General features: G+C 59.9%; 18 protein-coding genes and 6 pseudogenes. 11 read left to right on the forward strand and 13 right to left on the reverse strand.

Annotated features, from left to right (window positions below):
• The first annotated feature begins 47 nt into the window (after nucleotides 1–47).
• Nucleotides 48–200 (forward strand): hypothetical protein, encoded by a 153-nt coding sequence (locus ACE103_RS08160; protein WP_375779009.1) that lies wholly within the window; start codon nucleotides 48–50, stop codon nucleotides 198–200.
• A gap of 265 nt (nucleotides 201–465) precedes the next feature.
• Here ACE103_RS08160 and ACE103_RS08165 read toward each other — a convergent pair whose 3' ends face one another.
• The 8 genes from ACE103_RS08165 to ACE103_RS08200 all read right to left on the reverse strand — a co-directional run bounded on the left by ACE103_RS08165 (nucleotide 466) and on the right by ACE103_RS08200 (nucleotide 6,779).
• Nucleotides 466–1,350 (reverse strand): Effector protein NopP, encoded by an 885-nt coding sequence (locus ACE103_RS08165; RefSeq protein ID WP_375779010.1) that lies wholly within the window; start codon nucleotides 1,348–1,350, stop codon nucleotides 466–468.
• Nucleotides 1,351–1,484: 134 nt separating this feature from the next.
• Nucleotides 1,485–1,892 (reverse strand): tetratricopeptide repeat protein, encoded by a 408-nt coding sequence (locus ACE103_RS08170; RefSeq protein ID WP_375779011.1) that lies wholly within the window; start codon nucleotides 1,890–1,892, stop codon nucleotides 1,485–1,487.
• Nucleotides 1,893–2,100: 208 nt separating this feature from the next.
• Entirely contained in the window at nucleotides 2,101–4,212 is a 2,112-nt protein-coding gene (sctV, locus tag ACE103_RS08175; protein WP_375779012.1) for a type III secretion system export apparatus subunit SctV, read from the reverse strand.
• 8 nt (nucleotides 4,213–4,220) lie between these two features.
• A complete protein-coding gene (locus ACE103_RS08180; RefSeq protein WP_375779013.1) occupies nucleotides 4,221–4,649 on the reverse strand; it encodes a tetratricopeptide repeat protein in 429 nt (142 codons plus the stop codon).
• 3 nt (nucleotides 4,650–4,652) lie between these two features.
• Nucleotides 4,653–5,189, reverse strand: a complete 537-nt coding sequence (locus tag ACE103_RS08185) for a hypothetical protein (protein ID WP_375779014.1) — start codon at nucleotides 5,187–5,189, stop codon at nucleotides 4,653–4,655.
• A gap of 34 nt (nucleotides 5,190–5,223) precedes the next feature.
• Nucleotides 5,224–6,117: a hypothetical protein gene (locus ACE103_RS08190; RefSeq protein WP_375779015.1), complete on the reverse strand. Its 894-nt coding sequence runs from the start codon at nucleotides 6,115–6,117 to the stop codon at nucleotides 5,224–5,226.
• Between the two features lie 118 nt (nucleotides 6,118–6,235).
• On the reverse strand, nucleotides 6,236–6,418 hold the full coding sequence (locus tag ACE103_RS08195) for a hypothetical protein (protein WP_375779016.1): 183 nt from the start codon (nucleotides 6,416–6,418) through the stop codon (nucleotides 6,236–6,238).
• 61 nt (nucleotides 6,419–6,479) lie between these two features.
• On the reverse strand, nucleotides 6,480–6,779 hold the full coding sequence (locus ACE103_RS08200) for a hypothetical protein (protein ID WP_375779017.1): 300 nt from the start codon (nucleotides 6,777–6,779) through the stop codon (nucleotides 6,480–6,482).
• 889 nt (nucleotides 6,780–7,668) lie between these two features.
• On the opposite strand from ACE103_RS08200, the gene ACE103_RS08205 reads away from it, so the two are divergent.
• Together ACE103_RS08205 and ACE103_RS08210 are read left to right on the forward strand one after the other, a co-directional pair.
• Nucleotides 7,669–9,015: an IS5 family transposase gene (locus ACE103_RS08205; RefSeq protein WP_375779018.1), complete on the forward strand. Its 1,347-nt coding sequence runs from the start codon at nucleotides 7,669–7,671 to the stop codon at nucleotides 9,013–9,015.
• Nucleotides 9,016–9,235: 220 nt separating this feature from the next.
• Entirely contained in the window at nucleotides 9,236–9,457 is a 222-nt protein-coding gene (locus ACE103_RS08210; RefSeq protein ID WP_375781320.1) for a hypothetical protein, read from the forward strand.
• Here the strand turns inward: ACE103_RS08210 and ACE103_RS08215 are convergent.
• Complete coding sequence (locus ACE103_RS08215) at nucleotides 9,435–10,253, reverse strand: YopT-type cysteine protease domain-containing protein (RefSeq protein ID WP_375779019.1); 819 nt, start codon at nucleotides 10,251–10,253, stop codon at nucleotides 9,435–9,437. The genes ACE103_RS08210 and ACE103_RS08215 overlap by 23 nt on opposite strands.
• 227 nt (nucleotides 10,254–10,480) lie before the next feature.
• On the opposite strand from ACE103_RS08215, the pseudogene ACE103_RS08220 reads away from it, so the two are divergent.
• Nucleotides 10,481–11,476 (forward strand): annotated as a pseudogene (locus tag ACE103_RS08220) (IS1380 family transposase); the annotation flags it as partial.
• A gap of 2 nt (nucleotides 11,477–11,478) precedes the next feature.
• On the opposite strand, the pseudogene ACE103_RS08225 reads toward ACE103_RS08220, so the two are convergent.
• Nucleotides 11,479–12,082 (reverse strand): annotated as a pseudogene (locus tag ACE103_RS08225) (DDE-type integrase/transposase/recombinase); the annotation flags it as partial.
• A gap of 411 nt (nucleotides 12,083–12,493) precedes the next feature.
• Between ACE103_RS08225 and ACE103_RS08230 the strand changes: the two are divergent.
• From ACE103_RS08230 to ACE103_RS08260, 7 genes and pseudogenes are all read left to right on the forward strand, one after another.
• Nucleotides 12,494–13,972 carry a DUF1521 domain-containing protein gene (locus ACE103_RS08230; RefSeq protein WP_375779020.1) on the forward strand — a complete coding sequence of 493 codons (1,479 nt, stop codon included), beginning with the start codon at nucleotides 12,494–12,496 and terminating at the stop codon, nucleotides 13,970–13,972.
• A gap of 210 nt (nucleotides 13,973–14,182) precedes the next feature.
• The gene (locus tag ACE103_RS08235; RefSeq protein ID WP_375779021.1) at nucleotides 14,183–14,620 is read left to right on the forward strand and encodes a hypothetical protein; all 438 of its coding nucleotides are present in this window, start codon (nucleotides 14,183–14,185) and stop codon (nucleotides 14,618–14,620) included.
• A gap of 66 nt (nucleotides 14,621–14,686) precedes the next feature.
• A pseudogene (locus tag ACE103_RS08240) lies at nucleotides 14,687–14,773 on the forward strand (hypothetical protein); the annotation flags it as partial.
• 348 nt (nucleotides 14,774–15,121) lie between these two features.
• Nucleotides 15,122–15,621, forward strand: a pseudogene (locus ACE103_RS08245) (transposase); the annotation flags it as partial.
• A gap of 862 nt (nucleotides 15,622–16,483) precedes the next feature.
• A pseudogene (locus ACE103_RS08250) lies at nucleotides 16,484–16,951 on the forward strand (IS21 family transposase); the annotation flags it as partial.
• A 331-nt stretch (nucleotides 16,952–17,282) separates the two neighbouring features.
• The gene (locus ACE103_RS08255) at nucleotides 17,283–19,529 is read left to right on the forward strand and encodes a hypothetical protein (protein WP_375779022.1); all 2,247 of its coding nucleotides are present in this window, start codon (nucleotides 17,283–17,285) and stop codon (nucleotides 19,527–19,529) included.
• 135 nt (nucleotides 19,530–19,664) lie between these two features.
• A pseudogene (locus ACE103_RS08260) lies at nucleotides 19,665–21,166 on the forward strand (ISNCY family transposase).
• A 209-nt stretch (nucleotides 21,167–21,375) separates the two neighbouring features.
• Here ACE103_RS08260 and ACE103_RS08265 read toward each other — a convergent pair.
• From ACE103_RS08265 to ACE103_RS08275, 3 genes are all read right to left on the reverse strand, one after another.
• Entirely contained in the window at nucleotides 21,376–21,720 is a 345-nt protein-coding gene (locus tag ACE103_RS08265; RefSeq protein WP_375779023.1) for a transposase, read from the reverse strand.
• A gap of 8 nt (nucleotides 21,721–21,728) precedes the next feature.
• On the reverse strand, nucleotides 21,729–22,427 hold the full coding sequence (locus ACE103_RS08270) for a helix-turn-helix domain-containing protein (RefSeq protein ID WP_375779024.1): 699 nt from the start codon (nucleotides 22,425–22,427) through the stop codon (nucleotides 21,729–21,731).
• Nucleotides 22,428–22,543: 116 nt separating this feature from the next.
• On the reverse strand, nucleotides 22,544–22,888 hold the full coding sequence (locus tag ACE103_RS08275; protein ID WP_375781047.1) for a transposase family protein: 345 nt from the start codon (nucleotides 22,886–22,888) through the stop codon (nucleotides 22,544–22,546).
• Between the last annotated feature and the right edge of the window lie 1,185 nt (nucleotides 22,889–24,073).

Genomic DNA, 24,073 nt, shown 5'->3' on the forward strand with positions numbered 1-24,073 from the left:
ACTTGAGCAGTTTGGAAACGCCTTGAGTGCGTCGTTAGACAGTGGAAATGGTCATGCCCGTTCTTGGTGGCTTGAAAGACGAGCTGCCGCTGCTTTCGGCCGAGATCAGCCCCTTTTTCATTGCGGCGATCCCGGTCCGCCGGATGCTATGTGGTCAGCGCAATAGCAGGCGTGCGAGCTCGATGAGCCATGGCGAGTAAACTTGCAGAGCCGCCGAGGGCACTGATCGTGTTCGACAAACGCGCGATGAACATCGATGGCGCGCGCTAGACTAGCCGGCGAGTCCGACGCGGCCCGCGCAGGGAAGGCGGACAAGCTGGCTTGCGTAAAGCGCAATCCCTCCGGTCCGCCCCGGTGCAGGAAGTTTGATGTCGGTACATGCCGAAGACATCCGATGCGAGTCCGACCCGTGCCAAAGCCGATCTGGCTAATCACGTGAGCTGTCTCAGCGTGAGCCTGTGCGATCTACATAAAGTCGTATTCATCGTCGTACGGATCTTGCGCGTGATTTGTAGCGCTCCCGCTACGCTTGGCATCGTCACCGCCATTGCCTTCAGCTGCGGCAAGATATAAAGGAGGTTTGCCTTCCCGCTGCCATTTGCCCTCGCTGTTCTTCTTCCACTTGTCCGCGCGCTTGGTGGGGTCAAGCACCATCATCGAATCGCCTACCTCAACAAAGCCCAATGCTCCTGCGCGAGCTTTCGCTTCGGGGTTGAAAGAGTGAGACAGGACGAGCGGTTCGTTGCCATCGAGCCGGAGCTGATGTTCCAGCAAAATATCGCCCGCGTTATCGACAAGTGGATGAGTAACGCGGAAATCTATCGTTGACGTGATTTCATCTCGCCCAGGGAATGTCTCCCGCCAAGCATTGTTGCCTTTGAACAGCTCGCTCATGGGCCCGCCGAGTTCCGTTCTCAGAAGTCCAACGCTTTTGTTACCGAGCTGATAGCTGAAATATCGTGCCGCCTCCGAACCGGCTTTCGTGCCGAAGCGAAACGCGATGTCCGCCGTGCGCTGGGCCTTCTGGGAAACGGGACGGGAATACCGCTGCGGATGCGCAGCGATATACTCTATGTCGTCACCATAAAACTCCGCTAGCTTGTCCTCGAAGGTAGACCTTGAGATCTCAACCACCGGCGGCTCGGAAACCAGAGAGTAAGTCCGGGTTGCTGTCGAAGATGAACCAGCCTGCGAACCCGCGGATGCTAAATTCAGCGCGGAAACCATATCCGAGAACCTTTGGCTATCCTCATCAGCGTGCGGGTCATTGGTGGCGCGCTGACGCGTTTCATCGGCCTCGGAAACACTTGCGGCGTGAATGATGGATGAGTCACTGATGCGGTTATACATGGCGAGTAGCATTCCTATCGACGACGTTGCTTCGCGGCAACTGGCCCTTGAGCCTCGGTCCGACTCATACTCAGCAAATTCGACAAGCTCACAGCTAGGCATCGAGCATCGGCGGGTCGTGCCGCTTGGCCACGCTACCTCGATCGGTCCAACGCGTGCCGGCCGTCCGTTTGCGGTTGTTGTAGACTGGCGTTCCCGATCGCCGGCTTCCGATCAAGTGCGAGCGACAATTTGAGATTGTTGCGCAACATCAGATTTGCGGGGTCTGTTTGGAGAGCTTGGCGGTAGAGAGCTTGCGCCTCGTGATGGCGGCCCTCGTGATCGAGCACAACACCCTTGGCATTCAGCGCGCGCAGGTGGCCGGGGACTGTCAACAACACGGTATCAATCACCTCAAGCGCTTCATCCGGGGATTCGCGCGCCAAGAGAGCCCGCGCAAGAGCAATCGCCGCATCGACGTTGTCCGGTTGTTGCTTCAACGTATCGCGCAGAGTCTGCTCATCAGCATCCCGACCGAGAGCGTGCGAGATGCGCTCGCGCATAGCAGGATTGATCTCCTTGGCGTCTGCTAGGTCAGATCTGTCCATTTGCTGGACTGGGAGACCCGACCGCTCCGAGGTAGCACAACCTGCTAGCATTGCAATGGCGAGGAACGCTGAGCATGAGTTCAGACGAAAGGAGCACAAGTGCCGGCCGATGCTTGTCTCATATGAATTCATAGGCTGTCTCACGGCGACATGCCGTGCTCTGTTAGCTGGCAGCGGTAAGGAGCCCAGCACGCTCCTTAGAAGGAGCCTGGTCCTTGGCAGCCGGAAGCTTGACCGATCCAATCGGCTGGACCGTGAAATCCGAGGCGAGATCCTGATAGGACAGAACGGGCAGATCGATCCCGTTGCGGGTGAGAAAGCCGCGTACGAAACGCCGGATATCCATCGAACCGAGAATGACGGGCTGGCTCTGACTTTGTGCGATGGTGGACTGGATCTGACGGAATTGTGCAAGCAGCCTCTCGCTCTGCCAATCGTCCAAAACCAGGTACGGGCCGACAGCGGTTTCGCGCACCGCGCCGCGCACAATCTCCTCGGTCTCACGCTCGATGATAAAGGCGGCCACAACACGGTGGGCATTGGCATAGCGAAAACAGATCTGCCGCTTCAGAGTGGCACGAACATATTCAGTGAGCAGGACGGCGTTTTGCTCGCGTTCACTCCATTCTGCCAATGCCTCCAGGAGCAGGCGGGTGTTGCGAATTGGAATGCCCTCATCAAGTAGGCGGCGCAGGACCTCGGCGATTCGCGGGATTGTCGTCGTGCGCAGCACCTCCTTCACCAGATCAGCGTATTCCTGCTCCATCCGGCCGAGCAATTGGCGGGTCTCTTGAATGCCTACCAGGCGCTGTGCATAGCGTGTCAATGTGGAATGGAGACGTAAGCCAAGAATTTCGCTCGGACGGTGATACCCGATTCCGGCAGCCTTGAGAGCGGCTGCGTGGCCTTCTTCGATGCAGATCCGATTCGTCTCCGGGTCTTGCCAAAAGGGGATGCCGCTCAATTCAATGTTCGCCACATCGTCGTTGAGCGCGAGTTGCGTCGGATCGATGACGTCCCGTTCAACTGGCACGCTGTCGACATCCACCCTGAATTGCGACCTGGACAAGTGCTGATCAATCTGGGCCGGGATACGCGGAACTGTGATGCCAAGATCCGCCGATACCAGCGTTGAAACGCGCTCGATGCACTGTTCCAGCTCGTTCTTGTCGATCGAATGCGTCAGGTTCGGCGCAAGGAATAGCGCGATCGGAAGGGCTTCCGCATGAACGGCTTGCTTCTGAGGCTGTGCCGGGGCCGAGACGGTGACATTTGCGCCCGTCGTAGCGGCCGCCTTGTCGCCTTTCGCGCCAACCTTGACATAGCTCGCTGTAGCGAAGAGCACAGCCAGGATAACGAACGGAGGCAGAGGGAAGCCTGGAATAAGTCCCATCAATAACAAGACGCAGGCGGCTAACCGAAGTGCTTGTGTGCTCGCCGTAAGTTGGTTGACGATATCGGCGCCAAGCTTGAGCTTGGAAGGCCCGTTGACGCGCGTGACGATGGTCGCGGCCGTAATCGACAGCAGCAGAGCCGGAATCTGAGAGATGAGCGCATCACCAATCGTCAGCAGCGTATATTGATGCAGCGCCTCATCGAGCGACATGCCCTTGGAGAGGAGGCCGATGCTGATCCCGCCCAGCATATTGATGCAGATGACGATCAGCCCGGCGATCGCGTCGCCCTTCACAAACTTCATGGCCCCATCCATGGCGCCATGAAGTTGGCTTTCTTGCTCCAGTGTGGCGCGCCGGCGACGTGCTTCGTGTTGATCGATATGGCTATTGCGCAGCTCCGCATCGATCGCCATCTGCTTGCCCGGCAGCGCGTCGAGCGTGAAGCGCGCCGAAACCTCTGCGACGCGTTCGGCGCCTTTGGCAAGAACCATGAACTGCACCATGGTCACGATTAGGAATATGACGATTCCGACAGCGATATTTCCCGAAATGACGAAGTCGCCAAACGTGTGGATGATGCTGCCCGCGTCGCCCTCAGCTAGAATAAGCCGCGTTGTTGCGATGGTCAGCGCGAGACGGAATACCGTTGAAATCAGGATGACGCCCGGCAAGGACGAGAAATCAAGCGGCGTGCTGAGATAGAGGGCGACCATCAGCAGCAATATGGCAAAGCCAAGGTTGAAGCCGATCAACATGTCAATCACGATGATCGGGATCGGGATAATCATCATGCCGATCGCCAAAAGCAGCAGCAATGCGACCATAAAATCCGGGCGGGCCGGCGCGCGCACGATGAAGTTACGCAAGACGTTAGCCATGTTGATCCCTACTGCTTTTTGATGATCGCTGTGCTGCAGCGCAATGACACATAGCGTTGGAAGACGTCGCGGGCCTCGGTCATGCGGCCTGCTTGTCGCAGCGCATGACTGCGCAAGAGCGTCAAAGGCACGCGTGAAGACGGTTGAGCATCAAGTGCGTCCAGCCGATCCAGGACAGCAAGTGCTTCATCACCAAGGCTCTCCGAGATGAGAGTGTAGGCTAGAATGCGGAGTAGATCGACATCTTGGGAATGTTCGCGAGCTGCGATTCGCAGCAGAACTAGACTCTGTGCGCTCTGTCCGCACGCGAGGTGGACATAGGAGAGGGCGCAGAGCAGATCACGCTCAGGCCCGGAGATCAGCAAGATATCGCCGGACTTAGAAACGTCTGGGGCCGACCTAGGGGCGAGTTGCTGCACTCGATCCGAGTCAATCATGGCTTAGCCCTTTATCAAGCTGTTCTGATTCTGCCGAAGCAGAAGAAGCCGCTGCAGCTCCTGCTGCAGGATTGCCAAACATTCACAAGCCGTCTTGTCGTTTGGCGTCGCCTCCAATGTTTGAGTTAGGCGTTCCAGAAGAGCGCCATGCTTGTCCGCGCGCAGCACGTCCGGATGACGTAGGCGTGGAATGACGAAGGAGAGTAGTCCATGTGAGAGATTGTGGCCATAAAGTGAGGCCAATAGCGCGTGTGGGTCGATCTCATTGGCCCCCGCACCCCTCTCGAAAAGAGTGACGCGGGAGAGGGCATCGATAGAGTTGACCTCGAGCGTGGCTTCTGTCGCAGCATCAATTGGCAGATCCTGCGCGGGCGTGTCCCGCCACGACGCCCGTTTCGTGGCGCCATCTGCCTGCGTGCCACCGACTTCGATCTTATTGGTTTGCAGGTTGGTCGGGCGGACGACTGGCGCATGCTCGCCGACGTTGAACCCCTGCGATGAGGTGCCGGGCCCTACAGGGTGCTGGGGCAGCCTAGCCATCGACTTCTCCTTCTTTTCCTGCAGGATAGAAACTTTAATAGGTGAGAGCAGCAGACCGGCCGTTCCGACTGAGTAACACTCGCCCATCCTCAATTCGATCGACCGTCCATCCATTGCTCAACTGCGCGCCGATGAAATACTTCTGGCCGCCGATGAGCAGATAAGGTTCGCTTCCGCGCCAAACTGCTTGGACAGCAATCGAGGACGGCGTCTTCTCCTCTTTGACGATGACCGCATTCACCAGGGCAAGAGTGCCCTTGGTTTGATGGTCGAACCATTGCTGGATTTCTTGCCATTTTGCGACCATCGCAGGCGTAACAGTGCCTTCCGCGGTCACAACACCCGTTCCGGAGCCGACCTTGATATTAAGAAGGCCGCCTCGTTCAACCTCCTGCCGCAGCAGTTCGGCGCTCGCATCAGCGGCCCGCTCATCAACATGGTTGATGGTCGGTTTGGGGGCGACGTCGACAGCAGGCGATGCATCGGTGCTCAGTGCCACCGCGCTATCGGTTGGGGCGAAGATGGTTGAGACGGTACCGATCACAACTGAGCTGAGCAAGACCAGGCTAAGTGCCACGATCGAGCTAAGTGAGCGGTTGCTCGAACCAGCCTGCGGCAAATCCTGCGTCGACCAGCGAATGGACATGGCGCCGATATGAACGACGGCAGGAAGAGAAACACTCACGCCCTCGCCTCGGACGATATTTCCGTGGCCGTCTACGCTGATATCGCCAGCAAGGGCTTCAATCTCGATCGAATTGCCATGTGGGGTGATGCGAAGGTGACGCGGTTCGAGCCCTTGTTCAACGAAGATCAGATCGGCATCGAGCCCGCTGCCGATGAGGCTGGCCCCAATGGCGGGTTTGCCCCTAAGCCCAGTATAGAGCCCTGACAGCACCTCAAACTCGAGAGAAATCGATTCGCTCACGGATCATCTCCTGAATAACGAGATAAGCCGTACGGCAGTTGCCGTACGGCTCTTGCAGAGTTCGTCATTCACTGCGCCGACACGGTAGCGACTCCGTGAGCCGAACCGTCTTGCAGATTTACTGAACGCGCTCGTCGGCGACCTTCTTCTCGGACGAGAGCTCGGTCGTAATTCTGCGCATTGTTATGGATTGCGTTTGGACTTTTTGGCTAACGCGCTCGAACTCAGCCAGATTGTCTTGGAACCCGCCATCATCGGTCTGCTGGGTGTCGCCAGTAGGGCCAGGAGCATTAATCGCCATGTCTATTCACCTTTCTTTGTCGTATATCGTGTCTTTGTCGTATATCGTAAGTTGCCGCCTACTATATCACGCGGGCCGGCGATACGAAGGCAGGAATAGATAGAAAGAGCTGCCCGCCTCCGAGGGTGCTAAGGCTGAAATCTGCGTTCTTGCCGAGACCGTCGGTCTTGGGCTGTACGTTGTACGTTTCAGCGTTCTTGTTGTAGGCAGTTTTGTCGGAGTCACTAGCATTGGACCGCTCTTTGTGGAGTACGTTTTCAAAGGTATGGTCGACAGCCCCGCCCAATGCGGCACCAATCGCAGCTCCGGCAGGTCCGCCGAGCCATCCGCCGGCAGCGCTTCCGATCATTTCTCCGATCATCGGTTTCTCCTATGCTCATCTTGTTACGCTCAATAGGCGACTGCTCGCCTAGAGTTCAGCGGCCTCATGCTAGGGGCGCTACCTTTCGAGAAGCTGACGAGTCTCACGTTCGAGGTAATTTGGGGCGATCGTTCGCTGCAGCCGTCACCTGCCGGTAGCTGCGAGCTCACCGAGCCTCACTGGCCGCCCTATGGTTGGCGTGGCGGCGAAGCGACAAGGGAGCCACGAACGTGCCTGTGCGTTCAGACGCAATTGCTGGATCCGGTGAAGCTTTCTGGAAAGTCTGACCTGCGTGCGAGGTCCGGTCTCGCTGCAAAAAAACCCGAGACTCTAACCGCCGCCGGATGAAAGTTCGGTGGCAGATCAGGTGGGGTGTGGCATTTGTCGATGAGCGCTGAGTCATCTAATCCGCAGCTGTGGTGACTCGTGGAATGGGGCGGGAACCTGGTTAGGGCAGCACGCTGATGCTGCGGAGATTGACGGTGTGATCGCCGCTACTACCCAGATCGCGTCCGGCATCTATCGGATTGCCGCCGGGGCAATAGCGCAGCGCGTGACCGGGAGCGGCGGGAACGCTGCTTCCCTGATCGGATGGAGTGACTGGCGGTTTCGCGGCGATCGCGTCACCGATCGTGAGGACCGGGTGGGCGTGCCCAGTCGGTCCCGAAGATTATTGCTTCAAGAGCAAGGCGGCGTGAGATTTTGCAAGAAACAGGACCTAGTCGCCCGTGAACAAGTCTCTAAGCGATTGAGCGGGATTCTGTTTTTGGGGTTTGGGAGCGTTTGAGATTTGCAGGGATTTGAAGCTTGAGCGCCGCAAACCTTGCAAATTCGTTTTGTGGATTCCCCTTCGCTGTGAACCGTGCTTGTGTGGCGCATCGAGGAGACGATGCGGCCGAAGAAGCACAAGACGACGGGATCGAACGATCTATTCCGGGCACGGCTGGACCAGATCATCAACATGAAGCACGAGCTGGTTTTGCTCGCCGGCAAGATCGATTGGGACTGGATCGACGGGGAGATAGCCCCGCTCTACAGCGAGAACGGCAGGCCGGGGATCGAGACCCGCTTCATGATCGGGCTGTTGTTGCTCAAGCACATTTACGGGCTGTCCGATGAGGGCGTGTGCGAGCGCTGGGTCCACGACCCGTACTTCCAGTTCTTCACTGGCGAAGAGTTTTTCCAGCACGTTTTCCCGCACGAGCGCTCAGACCTGAGCCACTGGCGCAAACCGCTCGGCGACAAGCTGGAGCGGTTGTTGGCCGAGAGCCTTCGGGTGGCGCACGCGGCCGGTGCGTTACGCAGCCAGGACCTCAAGCGGGTCACGGTCGACACGACCGTGCAGCCGAAGGCGATCAGCTTCCCGACCGACGCCAAACTGCTGCATGCGGCGATCCGCGGGTTGAATCGCCTGGCGGGGAAGCACGGGGTCAGACTGCGGCAATCCTATGCTCGCGTGGCCAAAAACGCAGCGATGATGGCGGGCCGTTACGCGCATGCCAAACAGTTCAACCGGCATCAGCGGCAGCTGCGCATCCTGCGCAGCCGGCTGGGCCGGATCATCCGCGACATCCGCCGCAAGACAGAGGGCCAGCCCGCACTGGAGGAGGCATTCGCCCTCCCGCTTGGCCGGGCCAGGCAGATTCGCTCGCAGCAGCAGCGCCAGCGCGGCTTCAAGCTTTATTCCTTCCACGCCCCGGAGGTGGAGTGCATCGGCAAGGGCAAGGCCAGCGCACCTTACGAGTTCGGCGTGAAGGCCTCCATCGTCACCAACAATCGCCGGGCCCCCGGTGGCCTGTGCGTGCTGCACGCCAGGTTGCTGCCCGACAACCCGTACGACGGTCACACCTTGCGGGACGTCCTTGACCGCACCGAGACACTCACCGGCTGTGCGATCGAGTGGGTCTATGTTGACAAGGGATACCGCGGTCACGACGCGCAAAATCCCCGTCGCGTCTTCACCTCTGGCCAGAAGCGCGGCGTCTTTGGTGTCATCAAGCGCGAGCTGCGCCGCCGCTCCGCCATCGAGCCCATCATCGGACACCTGAAGACCGAAGGCCACCTCGGCCGCTGCTATCTCAAAGGCCGCGCCGGAGACGCCGCCAACGTTCTCCTCTCAGCCGTCGGCCACAACCTCCGCCGTGTCCTGGTCTGGCTCAGAGAACTTTTGTGCCTGTTCCTGGTCCCACTCCGGCGGACACTCAACTCTCCAGCTCAGCTCAATCCGGCTTCTTAACGGCCGACGACCTATCGGCGCAGCCGACATCGGACATTCAATCGATGTTCATGACGCGACGTGTCACCTGTGATCGGCGGGTGCCGATAGTTGCCAAGCCCGTCTTATTCGTCAGAGAGCGCCCGAGAGGCTGGCGAGCATGCTGTAAATCGCTGATGCGACGTAGGATTCGGTTGTGAAGCCAACCCCATCACCTTCAACCGCGAACGCCACGCCCGCCATGACCGACGATACGATTCCGCCCTTCTCGTTTCCAGCCATTCACGCCAAGAAAGTCACAGCTGCCTTCGATGGTGGGAAGGAAATTCCTCTATCCGCCGCTGAGCTGGCCCCCGACGCGTTCGACCGAACGCAAGCGCCGGCTGACGCATCCGCGCCTTTACAGAACGCGTCAATCACCACCGGCCTGCAGGCCCAACTCACTGCATCCTTTGCGTCGTGATTGTCGACAAATGTTGCCCGTTGGGATTCCTGTAACGATCGGCGAGGCTTTGTAACAATGAAGCCATCTGCCTCGGATCTGATCGAACAGTAAACTCTCCGTAGTTAGGGTCGAAAAGCATGGTCGTTCCATTGGAGGCCGACGTCGCCACTGTGTGTGCGCCGCCTTCGGCGAAATACAAGCTGAGCAAATGGTTCGATCCGTTTTTGTTGATTTCGTTCACCATGCGCTCGACGTTCGAAGACTTGCCGAATGCGAATCTCTTCTCTTCTCCAGCCGGTTCCAAGCCAGCTTGCTCCAAAATGGCATTTTGTGCCTGAAGGTCGGCGTGAGAAGAGTCTGCTCCCCTGCTTCGCAACTGATCCTTGAGGTTTTGATATTGCTGCTGCCGTTCAGCCGCTGAGGTGTGCGTTTGTGATCCAGGTGTGAGCGCTCGCATTCGGGTTGGTGGGCTGTTGTTGAGATTGCGGAACCACTCCGCAGTCAGCCCAACGCAGATGCCGTCCACATTAGCATCACGCAGATCGGCCGTTCTGTAATCAAACAAGGAGGTGGCCGGACTCTCTGGAGCGGATGTACTGGGGTCGGAGGCGCTGGAAGTTCGAACGTCGTTTTCATCCGAGGTATGGGGCTTGCTGCAGCAGGCCCCCATCTTGTCAGGCAACTCCCCAGATTGTGAGCTCCACTGAGCCGCGAGATCGGCAAGTGTTTCTGTAAAGCTTCCACTATCCACCGACTGACTCAGTTCGTCAGCCTGGCTAGTGCGTGTCGATGAACCACTGATTCGATCGTACATGACGATTCACCTTTCTGTGCTGCGCTAGTCCCTACGTATCGATTCGGGCTGCTTAAGCCCTGCTGCGAGGGTACCCAGCCAAGCTGATGGCGAACTGACGGGCAGCTGTTGTCCAGCTTAGCCCGTCCTATTCGTCAGAGGGCGCCCGAGAGGCTGGCGAGCGTGGTGTAAAGCGCTGATGCGGCGTAGGATTCGGTTGTGAAGCCAACCCGAACGCCACGCCCGCCATGACCGACGATATGATTCCGTCATTCTCGTTTCCAGCCGTTCACGCCAAGAAAGTCACAGCTGCCTTCGACGGCGGTCGGCTGACCTCGAACGGGGGCGTGATGCTTCTGGCGATGGCCGAGCGGCGTCTCGGCTTGGCCGACAATCTGGCCCGGGTGTTCCCGGATCGGCGCGATCCGACGCGGGTCGTGCACAGCCTGGTCGATATGTTCCGCGCTCGCATGTTCGCGATCTGCTGCGGCTACGAGGACGCCGACGACCTCGATCATCTGAGGTCCGATCCGGCATTCAAACTGGCCTGCGGTCGGCTACCGGACACGGGCCGGGATTTGTGTTCCCAACCGACCTTGTCGCGGCTGGAGAATGCTCCGCGCCTGCGCGACGTGATCCGGCTGACCTACATTTTGGTCGACGCATCGATGGATAGCTACCCCCACGAGCCGGCATCCGCCACGCTCGACATCGATGATACCTGCGATGTCGTCCACGGCCATCAGCAGCTCTCGCTGTTCAACGCTCATTATGACGAACGCTGCTTCCTGCCGATCCACTACGACACGGAGACGAGCCGGCCCGTGGCGGTCGTCCTGCGGCCCGGCAGGACGCCGGGCGGCGTCGAGGTGCGTGCCCATCTTCGACGCCTGGTACGGCACATCCGCACGCGATGGCACAAGACGTGAATTACGTTCCGTGGCGACGGGCACTATGCCCGGCCGGAGGCAATGGCGTGGTGCGAGACCAACGGCATCGACTACATCTTCGGTCTGTCCGGCACCAAGCCTCTCGCCAGAAAAGTCGACGAGGTCGCCGACGACATCCGCACGCGACGCGCCATCGAGAACCTGCCGGTTCTGCGCGGCTATACCGAGACGCGCCACAAGGCAAAGTCCCGGGATCGCGAACGGCGCACCGTCGCCCGTATTGAGGCGACCATGCTCGGCCTCGACATCCGTTTCGTCGTCACCAGCCTCGATGTCGGCTCGGCCGAGTGGATGAAGGTGAACTGGATCCCATTGTCGGTGAGCACCGTGTGGATCTTGTAGGGGATAGCCGCGATCAGAGCTTCGAGGAAGGCCGAGGCTGAGGTCCTTCCCGTCTTCCTGACCAGTTGCACGAAGGCGAACTTGCTGGTGCGATCGATTGCGACATAGAGGTAGAGCTTGCCTTCGGCAGTCTGGAGTTCAGCGATGTCGATGTGGAAATAGCCGATCGGATAAGCCTTGAACTTTTTCTTCGAAGGCTTACCGCCTTCAACCTCCGGCAATCGGCTGATGCCGTGGCGCTGGAACAGCGATGCAGGGATGACCGCGTCAGATGTGGGATGGTCGGCTGCAGCCGCATAGAGGCAATCGTCGAGCGGCAATAGCGTATGCCGCCGGAAAGCGACGATGATCGCCTCCTTCTCGATTGAAACCACGGTCGATTTGGCTTCCTTCGGGCCTGTCGAGAGATCGGCGACGGTCGCGCGCCTTCCACTTCGCGACGGTCTTTTGGTTGATCCCGTAGCGCCTGGCGAGTGCTCTCAGGCTCTCTTGACTATTTTGTATTGCTCGACGGATTGCCTCCGTCGTGGTGGCGCAGCCGTGTAAAACTTGTCCCATAGCGCATCGTTCGAATCGTGCGACAAGAATGCACCATCAAAGCTCGGGACTAAACACCCAGAGGTGGTCTGTCGCGACGGCCAGCCGCCGCGAGAAGTCGTGCGATCCACGTCCCCCTCGGATGATGGCGACGGCTGAGATGCTCGGTCGGCGGTTTGTTGTTGTCAGCTTTTCGACAGGTACTGCGGGTAGAGTTCCCGCGAGTTGGATGCGCGCGATATGCTCGTGCCGAGCCGCTGCGAGGTTGAACTGGGAGACGGAGGAGCCTCATCAAGGCTGCCAGCGCTGGCAGCGAGAGGGATCCATTCGCTCGCCATCGGGCTAATGGTGCGTTCTGAAATAGTTCCTGGTTGATTGTGCGCGTACGCTCGCAATTTTACCGCTTTCTTCGATGCAACAGGAGTGAACTAAATGCCGTATCTTCCCATGGCCGGTCTCCCCGTAGTCGGCGCGCTCGATGCGACGATGAACGGAGTGGGGCCGGAAGGAGCGATTGCCAGTCCCGCGTTTAATACACTGTTGGGGCCGCTTGGTGCCTACCATTACCGGCCGGTAAGTACCGCTGCCGGTGTCGTTTCTGGGGGCGTCGTCCCTGTCGTCGTCACGCCCGCTGTGGTGACTTCCGCGTACATGATGGCGCCGCCTCCTCCTGACATGCTGTGGCGCCGGCTGAACCAAGGCTCGGAGCCTTCGGTCGATCCGGTGTGGACGCATGAGGTCAAGGATGGCAAGGCCACGATCAACCTAGGCGACAAGTATACGATTACAGCCGACGAGAAGGGTGGCACCTGGACCGTTCGTAACAACCAGACCGGCCATGTCACGAAGATCCATGATGATCCTCACGTCGATGCAGACGGAGACGGCAAGGATGACTTCGATTTCAAGAAAGATATGACCTTCCAGCTCGACGATGGGACAAAGATTACCGTCAATAATGTCGACTTCGGTAATGGCCAGACCATCTCCTCAAAACTTACCATTACGAATGGTCACAACGCGATCGTTGTCGAGGGGCTCGGCGACGACAAAGATGGCAAAAACAATCTGAGGGTAACCCAATCAAACGCTGGCATGACTCTTGACGCGCTTACAGACGATGGTGCCCAGACGATCCATGAGAGCGGCCAAGGCTGGGTCGATGGCTCCGGACGCGAGGTGGATCAGGCGAGTATCGATGACGGTGAACAGGGACGCGCGCCGGGTAATTACCAGTCTGCAAGCCCCTTCTTCTTCGTGCCTCCTCCGCCGCCGTCTCTTGCGATGGTGCCGGTTGTCGTCGCTCAGAGGCCAGCGCCGTCATATGAACCGGCGCCAGTTTGGTCGCATGAGGTCAAGGACGGCAAGGCGACGATCAACCTTGGTGACAAATACACGATCACAGCCGATGAGAAGGACGGTACCTGGACCGTTCGCAACAACCAGACTGGCCATGTCACGAAGGTCCATGGCGATCCTCACGTCGATGCGGATGGCGACGGCAAGGACGATTTCGACTTCAAGAAAGGTATGACTTTCCAGCTCGACGATGGCACGAAGATTACCGTGGACACGGTCGATTATGGTAAGGGCAAAACCATCTCCTCGAAGCTTACCATCACCAACGGCGACAATGCCATTGTCGTCGAGGGGCTCGGCGACGACAAGGATGGAAAGAACAATCTGACGGTGACGCAGTCCAATGCTGGGCGGACCATTGATCAGCTGACGTCGGATGGAGCTCAGACAATCCATGAGCAAAATCAGGGCTGGGTTGACAACTCCGGACGCAGGGTGACGCAGTCGGTCATCGACCACAATGAGAACCCGGACGCGCCGCCGGATTTTAAGACGGTGATGCGCGAGAGGATGTTCCGGCGCATTTTCGGTCGCGATGCAGGGCCGGCGTGAGGCGTGTCGGCAAGTCGTGAAAGCGGGCGCAAGCGCCCGCTTTCATTTCGGCCAAGAGAAGGACGGGCGCGGCAGCTTATCGATCCAGCATCACCGCTGTCATCTAGATGATCTCGGCAACCACAGCCTTGGCGCTAACCTCACCAACAAACGGGGCTGTAGCCTCATGGCTTCGGTACCCGACCAGAATTGCTGCGGCGTGTATCTTCGATGCTACCCGGCCAGTTGCCGGCGAAGCACTGCATCGGAACGACGCCTCAGGGTTCTCTGCACGTCAACGCCCCTGCCGATGCGGGTGTTCGGGGAAAAATCCCTATAAGATCGCTGTACTGGGCAGGTTCGCAGGCTTGGCGCGATCAGATTGAGGACGGCCTGAGCAGTGCGATCTATCATCAACTCAAAAAGGGGAAGCTATCGCCCGGTTTCGTGTTGAGCCCGCTTGTTATGGCGTGCGGAGAGGGGTGTGCGTCAATCTTTGCGTCGTGGGAGGTCCAGCAGGTTTTCAGGAAGCCGGCGGCGGTGCGCCATGGCTTTGTGCATCAGCATCGCTGTCCACGTCTGCTGCTGCGGAAGGTCAAAGGAAAGTCGCAGCAGCGCGCCGCCGAAAAGATCTGGGTGCATTCGGATTCGCTCGCGTCACCGATCTGAAAGGGGGTGAACCCCCTCCGAACTGATGGACACCTGTAGGAGGCTCGAAGAGCCAGGAGGTGTCGGATGGAAGGACGTCAACGTCGGTCGTTTACGGACGACTACAAGCGGCAAGCGGTTGATCTGGTCACATCGAGTGGCCGCTCGATCGGATCGGTGGCCAAGGAACTTGGCCTGCGCGATTCCATGTTGCGGGGGTGGGTGAGCAACGTGGGGCCAGGCTGGGGCCGACGGCAGCGGCGCGGCGCCCCACAACGCGGCGACGCTGCCGTCGGCGGACCGCGCGGCGGAGATCGCCCGTTTGCAGCGAGAGAAGGAGCGGCTGCGCATGGAGCGCGACATTCTAAAAAAGTCCATTGCGATCTTCGCTGGAGTTCAGAGAATAGATTCTGGCGGGCAATCGCCAGCGGGCTGAGCAGCGAAGAGGCTGCGCTCGAAGCAGGAGTGTCGCAACCTGTCGGTACCAGATGGTTCCGAAAGGGTGGCGGCATGCCACCAGCGATGTTCAGATCTTCGGCCGCTCTCTGGGCGGTACCTCCCATTGGTAAAGCGCGAGGAGATCGCACTCCTCAAGGTGCAGGGCCATTCCATACAGGAGATTGGGCGCCGCCTCGCGCGGGCTGCCTCGACAATCTCCCGTGAACTGCGGCGCAATGCGGCCACCCGCAGCGGCGGGTTGGAGTACCGGGCGACGACTGCCCGGTGGCATGCAGATCGATCGGCCTGTCGTCCGAAGCTGACCAAGCTTGCGCTCCACTTATGTGGAAGAGCGACTTGTCGGTGTCGTCGTGGCTCCGAGCGGCACTCTCGTTCTTGGTCCCGCCGTTCCGTGGAAGGGCCGCCGGCATGGGCCGCGTAAGGATCGGCGATGGGCCAAAGCCTGGAGCCCTGAGCAGATTGCCCGACGCTTGCCGATCGACTTCCCGGACGACAAGACGATGCGCATCAGCCACGAAGCTATCTATCAAGCCCTCTTTGTTCAGGGCCGTGGGGCGCTACGCCTGCCGTGCCAAGTCTCACCTGGTGCGTCCAGTCGGCTTCGATTTGATCACCACGCCGGACATATCCTATGTGGCGCCGAGCATCCGGGCTCATCCATCGTCTAGCTCGCTCATGGCCTCATCCGTATCCGACTGGGAATCGCTTAGGACTTGCGTGGCGACGGAAATGAGAGCCTTTTCGAAAGCTCGGCGCAGTTGCGCTGCGGGCGCACCATCACCGTCATTCTCGGCGGTGTCGCCAGCCTGTGGTCCTGTTGCTCCGATATCGGGTGCGCCAGCGTTCATGTCATAACACTCAGATAGCGGCGTCGCCGCAAGATGACCTGCTCTCTTTGCTAGCAGGGTCAGCTTGCGAAAAGCTGACGAAGATTGAGTCTCCCTCGACTTCGCCTATGACCACGTAAGTGAGGTCTGCCGCTGCCCCGGCGGCAAGGTCCTTACCCACGACCGGAACGCTGGTGAACGACAGTGCCAAAATACTGGGCCATTCCAGCCAGCGCGATTGCGATTGTTGCGCATTGAAGTCTCAGTGTTACACCAAGCATTTACGGAGATACCGCGCTCGATCTGCGCGGGCGCGCGCGGCATGGCCCGCCAGATTGCACGATCATGGGAGGGGCGCACCTCGTCCCAGCTCCTGCACGCAGAGCGAGATCTTGTTCGCGAACCTCAAGCGCACTCTCAACCGCTTATGTTTATGAGGTGTCGCGCGGCGATCAGGATGGAAGAGCGCGTCAATCAAGGTGAGAGAGTTTCGCCGGGCTCATGACGTAGCGAGGGCGTAGCCCGACCGGAGTTACGAGCCCGGCGTCGTCGCGATCCGCGAGGGACCGCGCCGACTGGTGATCGTGGCCGGCAGGTTATGCAAGTGGTCCTTCCGCCGAGAGGGATCACTCGCTTGCCCGGCCGACACATCACAGATCACCAAATGAGGCTCTACATGAAGTACCATCAGACCGATAGCCCGCCAGTGGCGGCGGCCAAGGCATCATTCAGTGCGTCGACCGCTTATCGGATCGAGAGAGATCCCCGACTTCCATCGCAAAAGAAGGCTCCCCGCGGCCGGCGGCGACCGGACCCGTTGAGCGAGGTGTTCGAAGACCGAGATCGTCCCGATCCTGAAGTCGGCCCCTGGCTTACGCCCGGTGGCGGCCTTCGAGGAGATGCTCCGACGTCACCCGGATCTCGGCACCGGTATCCGTCGTACCCTGGAACGTCGTATCCGTGCCTGGCGGGCAATCCACGGCGAGGAGCAGGGGTAATCTTCCGCCAGATCCATGAGCCTGGCCAGCTCGGCCTCTCCGACCTCGCAGACATGGGCGAGTTGGGTACAGGCGCGCATCGAGCCTTATCGATGCGCGCCTATGGCCGGGGGGCCGCGCGACGCAGGACATGCGCCTCGTGGTCAGGATTGGTACATCACCGCCGGATAAGCTCTTCGGACTCGCATCCCTTCCCGAAGAGCAGGACGCGCGGCAGCCGAAGGTCCACCAATCGATATTCGCCGGGTATTTTTGCCTCACCACAATCCACCAGAACTGCAACCCACGGTGATCTGGGTTTTCCTGTGAATCCCGGAAAACCGCCCTTCGTCAGCTACTCGTCAGCCAGCCAGTCTATCCAGACAGGCTACGCACTCTCGACTTGATTGGAGCTGGAAGATGACGGGCATCGGCCGACCTGGCAAATCGCACGTTGGGCCCGCAGGAGCCGACAGCACATGGGGATCGAGCAGTTCGAGCCCGGAGCCCGGTTTCGCCCCCGGGGAAGGCAGGCAATCTTTCGACTCCGTCGTTGAGCGGATGCGTTCCGGACCTCAAGATGGAACCGCGCTCATGGGTGAGCAACCCGCGTACGGTTCGGCAGTCTGGATGCCCCCGAGTGGCGATGGAATCAAAGCCGCGAAGCAAAAAATGGGCAGCCTGCTTGAGGACCTTGGTAGTTCTCGAAATGCAGCCACGCAAGCCCGGAGCCCGTCGGAGGCGCAAGAGCTGATCGATCAAGTCGTCAAGGCAGGCTCGGAAGTTCTGGACTATTACGCGAGCCTCCCCCCGGACATGGCGCGCGTGCTTCTTTCCGACGGTCGGGCTCGCCGACTCCGCGAGGAAACTATCGCTGCGGGAAACGAATGCAATGCCGTGGCCACTTGGATTGTCCACGACCTGGAGGCGAGCAGGAAGAAAGCAGCAGCCTTGCTCGAGAAGATGCGAGTTGCCAACGCTCAGCCTGACCAGCTGAGCCGAGCGGTATCCAGCGTGGCGAAGCGCTACGAGGCCTGCATGGAGTGGTGGGGAAAGAAGGCATTGCGCTCGGAACGGATGCAGTCAGTCTACGCGGCCACCGCCAACTTGCCGAGCACCACGCCTGAGATGCAGAAGGCCGACGAGGCCGCACTACGCCTGCAGACCGGCTGGGCACTTTATACGAAGTGCATGTATCTGCAATCGCGGATTGCTTTTGCGCAACTTATGATTGAGTCGCGGGCGAGCACGTTCGAACCCGCTGTAAGCGACGCCCTCATGGGTGAGAACGGGCGGGTGCGTCTGCTCGGGACCTTTATCGAGGATGTTTTTCCGGCATTCCTCTCGACGGCCGAAGCCGTTCTGTCCAACAACGGAGCGGCACTCGACGCAGAGCACCGCACCGTTCTGGAAGGAGTCATGGAACGGCTTTCGGAATTTGCCTCAGGGGTGCACGGCATCGTTGCCAGGCTAAGGGATGCCAGAACGGATGCCGACCTTCCATTGGAACTGTTGGACCAGATCGTGGAAGGTGCATGGGTCACCGCGCACGAAGTCACGCGACTTTTGGCAGTGCAGCCAAAGAGGCCAGTCCTGATTGAACCGCCTGCGCAGGCTGCGATACCGGAAAATACCGTGTTAGTGGCTGAGGGCCATGCGGCGCGCAGGAAGGGGAAAGGAAAGCGCGCACCGGCCGCAGGCGAGGGGAGTTCAACGGCCGGGCTGCGTGAGCCGCAGCTCGCCGGGCCCGACGCCGGCACGGACTCGACAGCCAAGGTTATCGTACTCTCGGATCTGGGTACGAAGAAACTCGCGAGTGCAGAGGAGGCGCGCGCGAGGGCGTCATCATCGACGGCCGGGCACCTGGAGATGTGGCAGGCTCCGCCCTCCAGGAAGGCACTGAACGGATTACTCGAGCGATTGGACGAACTTTTGCAGTTCGACCTGCCGGCTCAGCAAAGCGTCGTCTCGCAAGCGCGCCAGATGAAGCCCGAGGACGCCGATCACGTCGTGGATCTCGTCGTTAAGCGCCTGCAGACGCAGGCCGCCGAGATTGAGGCCTGTTTAGCCGCGCTGCAGGAGCCTCGCCGACGTGGCCTACTCACGCCTGCGCAAGTGCCCGAAGTGCACGACAAAATAGTCCGGCTTAAGGCGATGTTGTCCGAGGTTCAGGGACAGGCAAACTCATTGAACGCGCGAAAAGCGGCGATCACGATCGATTGCATGAAGACCTACGCGTTTCCGTCGCAGAAGTACCTTGAACGGTTGCGGGCGGCCGGGGAGTTGGCGCCTCCAGATCCACCGCGCGCGTTGAAGGATGATCCGGGCACGCTGTTCGAGATCAAGCTACAGCCCAAGGCGCTGCGCAATGGTGCGATGCCGAGTCCGATGTGGGTACACATCCATACGAGGCGGCCGGTACATGCGTGGCAGTTGGCGTCGCTGGCTGCCGCCGACTTCGCCGCTTGCCACGTGAAGTCCAATGAACAGCGTGGCTACAATCAGCAGTGGCAGAGCGCTCGAGCTGCCACGGGGCACGAGAACGTTGTGATTCACCGTGGCAAGCTCACGCCTGCGTTCTGTAAGTCGTTGTTGAGCATCGCTCCGTGGCACCCCCTGCCCGAGGCGGAGCACGCGTCGATGCAGTTCGCGCGCCTCGGGATGTAGTTACCTGATTGTCTCGCGGCTGCACGGCGGCGATCAGGGTGAGACTCCGCATTGCCTCGCCCTAATTGTTACCGGATGCTGAGCCGTTGCCTCACGTAAATTGCTCTCTTGGATCGGGGAAGAGCGGGGGCGAAGATGGGGTGGCTAAGCATGGCAACGCGGAAGGAACTGACGGCAGCAGCAGGCGCAAGCTATCGGCGTTCGGATCGCGCGAAGAAGGCGCGGATATTGGACGAGTTCGTCGACATCACCGGATACCATCGCAAGCATGCGATGCGACTACTTCGAGGTCAGGAAGACGCACGCCCAGGCCGACGGGCGCGACGTCGAGTCTATAATGAGGCAGAACACAACGCGCTCGTGCTCCTTTGGGAGGCGTCAGACCGGATCCGCGGGAAGCAGCTGAAGGCGTTAATGCCTGCGCTGATTGAGGCGATGGAACGGCACGGCCACCTCGACCTTGCCCCCGAGATCCGCGCAAACTTTTGGCGACGATCGACCGCGCATTGGTGCGGGGGCGAGAAGAATTAGGTCGCAAGCGCCGGCGGCACGCGACGCATTCGTTGCGTCGCAGTGTTCCAATACGGACGTCGGCAGATTGGAATGATCCGGCGCCGGGATTCGTCGAGGCCGACCTTGTAGCGCATAGCGGTCCATCTGCGCGCGGCAGCTTCATCCAGACCCTCGTGCTCACCGACATTGCTACCGGCTGACGGAGTGCGCGCCTCTGATCGTGCGCGAACAGGCGCTGTTGCGCACCGTGCTGACGGAGTTGCGCAAACAATTGCCTTTTGCGCTGCTCGGCCTCGATACTGACAATGATACCGTATTCATGAACGAGACGCTGAAAGCCTACTGCGAGGCGGCCAACATCGTCTTCACGCGTTGCCGGCCCTACCAAACGAATGACCAGGCGTTCGTCGAGCAGAAGAACGGCGCCGTCGTGCGCAGGATGGTCGGGTATCGTCGGTTCGAGGGCCTGGAAGCGGCCAAGCTGCTGGCTGGACTCTATCGATCGGCGCGGCTGTTTGTGAACTTCTTCCAACCCTCGTTCAAATTGATAGCCAAGCAGCGCGATGGGGCGCGTGTGCGCAAGGCATACAGCGCGCCGGCAACACCACACCAGCGCTTAGCCGCCGACGCCCGAACGCCCGACGCGGTTCGCGCCCATCTCCAAGAAATCTATGCCGCTCTCGACCCGGTCGCGCTGTTGCGCGATATCCGCGGCGCGCAGGAACGCCTTGCGGCGCTTGCGGATACCCAGCCAATCGTCAATCCTGCTGCGGCATCGCAATCGATTGATCTCTTTCTGGCAAGTCTACGAACTCGCCTGGAAGGACGGAGCTATGCGACCAACGGATCGGCCAATCGTGAAAGCGAAGAGAGGCCGGCGCCGTCCCGACCCGCTCATCAGGGCAACGCCAGATTTGCAAAAATGGTTTGAAGTCGAACCCTGGCGGACTGGCAGCGAACTGCTCTCCCGGTTGCAGGTGGAATATCCTGGAGCCTATCCGAACAAGCTTCTTCGAACGCTTCAACGTAGACTCAAATCCTGGCGCAGCGAGCAAGCGAACGCGCTACTGTTCGTTCCTACGGAAGAAACGCTTCCGGGGTATGAGGTCACAACACCCCAATGATGTGCGGAGGAGGCCGGGCGCTCCGAAACCCCGGCCATCTTCGCACCCGGCCTCCTCCTCAACCCAAGCCGGGAGCAAAATAAATGAGGCGACCGATCGCACTCGGGAGCATCGATACGTGAGGCAATACGCGATCTCATCCTGATTGGGTTCTTCCGCATATTTGGTGCAGCTTGAGCAGCTGGGGCGGATAGGTTGAGCGATCGTTCTCAGGCAGCCAGAAGGACGCGTCGACGCAATAGCGGGTAGCTTGCCCGACCATACATTTGTCGTTTGATGGCTTTGATTCTGCTGATCTGGCCTTCGACCGGACTGGTCGTCCAGGAGGTAGTTATTGCCGCTCGGACCGCATCGATGTCGCGCGCGATGCCGTTGGCGAAGCTCTTGAGCTCGCTGTTGCGTGTTTCTGTGATCCATTCATCGAGCTCCGCGATGTCGCTACCACTGAGAAGGGACACAAACCGCTTCGCCAGCTCGGCCGCCGTGGCGAGTTCCGGAGCTTTCGCAAACAGGTGACCGAGGAACAGCCTGGCTTCGGCATCGATCTGATCCAAATCCTGGCTCAAATACCAAGCGCAGCGACGACGCGGGGAGCTTTCCAGGTCGGGGGCGGTTGTGCTGCTCCTCCCGCGTCTGCCTGTGCACGCCTGTCAGCGGCCCATCGCGCGACGGTCACCCGACTTCCAATATAACCCTGTTGCTGAAGCTCTCGCCAAAGCTGCTGGCCCACCTGGCAACCGGAGGTCCACCGCGCTTCGAGCCATGCCTCGAAGGGCGAGAGAAGATGCGAAGGTAGGTGAGGACGCGAATGCTCCGGTTCGCCGCCAGCGGCCAGCCAGCGCTGAACAGTGCGCCTGTCGACGCCGAGCAGTTGGGCGATCCTGGATGTCGGGTAACCTTGCTGGCGTAGGCGGCGGATTTCATCCCAGCGTTCGCGTCGTGCAGCCTTTCGATCCGTCCGCAACTGTGCAAGGCCGGGCGGCGGCGCGGAACTGCCGGTCTTCGCTCGTTGCGCGGACATCATGATTTGCACGGCGGCGGCTACATTGTGACGATGGCGGCCGACCGCGTGGCGTAGGGCCTCACCCAAACTGTTGAGCAGGTGCCAGCGGTCCGCCACCTGCACCGCGTCGGGCGCGCCGCAGCGTGCGCCATCAGCATAAAGTCCCGCACGGTCGCGGGCTACGACCTTGATGCCCGGCCAGCGCTTCAGCCAGCGCGCAACACTGTGGGCATTACGATCGGGAAGCAGGTCCAGCACGCAATTGCGCTCCAGATCGCAGATGATCGTTCCATGTCACTGGCCACGACGCCAAGCCCAATCGTCGATACCGACGACGGTCGGGGCAACGAAATCCGGCAAGGGAGCCGAGTGAATCATTCGGAGCAAGGTGTCACTGCTGATCGGCATAGCCAGTTTGCGCGACAGGCGCGAGCCAGGCTCACCGCCGACCGCAAAGCCACCAGTTGGCTCTCGCCGGGGCGGGTTGTGCGTCTTGCTTTCGGCCGCACGGTTGCCGGTAGCCGCTCAGTGAATATCCGACGCGGGCATTGCGGATTCGCGCATCGAAACCGTCGCGCGTGAAGCCGAATTTCGACCACCTGACCTTGCCACGGCAGATCGGTTAAGCGTCGCACGTAATGGCTGTGGACGCGACCCGTCTGGCAGCCGCAACAGGGACAAAGCGAGACCGCTGACTTCGGCCGAGCCACGAGCACCACCCTGTCCGTCTGGGGAAGGATCTGGACAATCGAAAGCTCGGGAGAAATCAGCGAGCGGAAGACATGAAGCAAGGTTAATCACGAGCGTCGACTGCGATTCCAACCTTATGCCCTTATTCGCACCGTCCGTGAATCCTGCACCTTGCACCAAATATGCGGAAGCCCCCCCGATTGTCGCGCCATACGCGCCAGAGCGTTGCTGTGGTGACACCATCAAGCAGACGGTTATCACCGAGCGGAAATCCTCGATGAGCTCGAAGCCGGCGCGGGCTCCTCGAACAGATCGACAGCGGGGTCCGATTGAAATTCGATCGAGAGCATCGTGACCCCGACTTCTTTTCGCTTGGCAGTTGAACCGTCAAATGCCGACGATATGTCGGCTCAAGTCCAGGCGCATACGATCAGCGCTCCTGGCCCTTCATCTTCGAAAGTGAGTACAGATGAACCTCGTCTCAATGAATCGGGTGCGTCAACAAACGGATAGCGTGGACGCGCAAGATGCCTCGTCGGCAGAGGCGGCGGCCTTTCAGCGGCAGCTGAGCGAGGTCGCTGTACCGCCGAAGCTGTTAGCGGCGAGCGAGACCTGCTCGAAGGGCTCCGGCAAAATCCAATCCACCCGGCGAATGTCTTCGGCCAAGCCGGCCGCCAGTTCGGTCGCGCCGGATGGCAGGTCAACGATCGCCAGTTCCCGAAGGCGCCGAATGTAATCGGCGAGAGGGCGGTTCTTCGCTCATCGCAGAGGCAAGCTCCGATGCCGTCGTGTGCGCACGAATACGCCCCAGCGGCACATCCAGTAGCGAGGCATGACCGGCTTACCCGCAAGGTGGACCTGCTTCGGTCGCTGATGGCAACAGTCGAGCTAACTGGGTGTTCTGCAGCGACACTCGTCAGCCGATCGACAGGTAGGCCGGCTAAGCGCAGAACGCTTCCGTATTGACGGTCGTCCGGATTTATCTGGTCAACGAATTGGCAGGAAGCCTCGCAGCAGTATCGATCCATTTGCGGCGGTGCGATTCGTGTGGACCTGTATCAAGTCGGGGTTGGGAGCCGCAGCGAACGTGTACTGGCTCTCGAATGATCATTGCGCTGCGCGACACCTGCTTCGCTGCCTTGAGAAGCGGCGGGCGTATTCTTTGGTTCTGAGGTCGGAGAAAGGTACTATGAGCACAGGACAGGCGCAGCAGA

This window comes from Bradyrhizobium sp. ma5 (assembly GCF_042258955.1).
Taxonomy (GTDB): domain Bacteria; phylum Pseudomonadota; class Alphaproteobacteria; order Rhizobiales; family Xanthobacteraceae; genus Bradyrhizobium.

Coding starts and splice junctions, on each gene's coding strand:
- ACE103_RS08160 (WP_375779009.1), top strand. CDS start 48: ATGGTCATGCCCGTTCTTGGTGGCTTGAAAGACGAGCTGCCGCTGCTT.
- ACE103_RS08165 (WP_375779010.1), bottom strand. CDS start 1,350: ATGTATAACCGCATCAGTGACTCATCCATCATTCACGCCGCAAGTGTT.
- ACE103_RS08170 (WP_375779011.1), bottom strand. CDS start 1,892: ATGCGCGAGCGCATCTCGCACGCTCTCGGTCGGGATGCTGATGAGCAG.
- sctV (WP_375779012.1), bottom strand. CDS start 4,212: ATGGCTAACGTCTTGCGTAACTTCATCGTGCGCGCGCCGGCCCGCCCG.
- ACE103_RS08180 (WP_375779013.1), bottom strand. CDS start 4,649: ATGATTGACTCGGATCGAGTGCAGCAACTCGCCCCTAGGTCGGCCCCA.
- ACE103_RS08185 (WP_375779014.1), bottom strand. CDS start 5,189: ATGGCTAGGCTGCCCCAGCACCCTGTAGGGCCCGGCACCTCATCGCAG.
- ACE103_RS08195 (WP_375779016.1), bottom strand. CDS start 6,418: ATGGCGATTAATGCTCCTGGCCCTACTGGCGACACCCAGCAGACCGAT.
- ACE103_RS08200 (WP_375779017.1), bottom strand. CDS start 6,779: ATGATCGGAGAAATGATCGGAAGCGCTGCCGGCGGATGGCTCGGCGGA.
- ACE103_RS08205 (WP_375779018.1), top strand. CDS start 7,669: ATGCGGCCGAAGAAGCACAAGACGACGGGATCGAACGATCTATTCCGG.
- ACE103_RS08210 (WP_375781320.1), top strand. CDS start 9,236: ATGACCGACGATACGATTCCGCCCTTCTCGTTTCCAGCCATTCACGCC.
- ACE103_RS08215 (WP_375779019.1), bottom strand. CDS start 10,253: ATGTACGATCGAATCAGTGGTTCATCGACACGCACTAGCCAGGCTGAC.
- ACE103_RS08230 (WP_375779020.1), top strand. CDS start 12,494: ATGCCGTATCTTCCCATGGCCGGTCTCCCCGTAGTCGGCGCGCTCGAT.
- ACE103_RS08235 (WP_375779021.1), top strand. CDS start 14,183: ATGCTACCCGGCCAGTTGCCGGCGAAGCACTGCATCGGAACGACGCCT.
- ACE103_RS08255 (WP_375779022.1), top strand. CDS start 17,283: ATGACGGGCATCGGCCGACCTGGCAAATCGCACGTTGGGCCCGCAGGA.